This is a genomic window from Mesorhizobium sp. Arg314 (assembly GCF_053714275.1).
This window is the reverse complement of record NZ_JBSKBP010000326.1, coordinates 1-290: the sequence shown is the minus strand read 5'-3', so window position 1 is coordinate 290 and position 290 is coordinate 1. Positions and strand designations below refer to the sequence as shown.

Genomic DNA, 290 nt, shown 5'->3' with positions numbered 1-290 from the left:
CTCGCCTTGTGCCGGCGTTATGGCATGAAGCCCTATCGCTATTATCGGCAACGGCGCAACACGGTCATGGTTCGCGCACCCAAACGATTTCTCGATCAAGTTTTGTGGCCGGAGTTCTCCGAACTTGACCAGGCCCTGCAGGCCTATCTTCATCAGGTGACGCTGCGCGTGATCCGCGATGAGGTCTTTGCCGACGCGAGTGAGGCGCAGGAGATTCCGGAGGCGCTACCACCGAACTGATCGATGCGGTCAGGCCTGAGCGCTGACAGGCAACGATCTGTCGATCTTCT

Annotated in this window: 1 pseudogene; it reads left to right on the top strand. The window is 58.6% G+C overall.

The annotated features are described in order from the left end of the window. Positions 1-240: pseudogene (locus ACWGS9_RS35705) on the top strand (hypothetical protein); the annotation flags it as partial. Positions 241-290 lie beyond the last annotated feature (50 nt).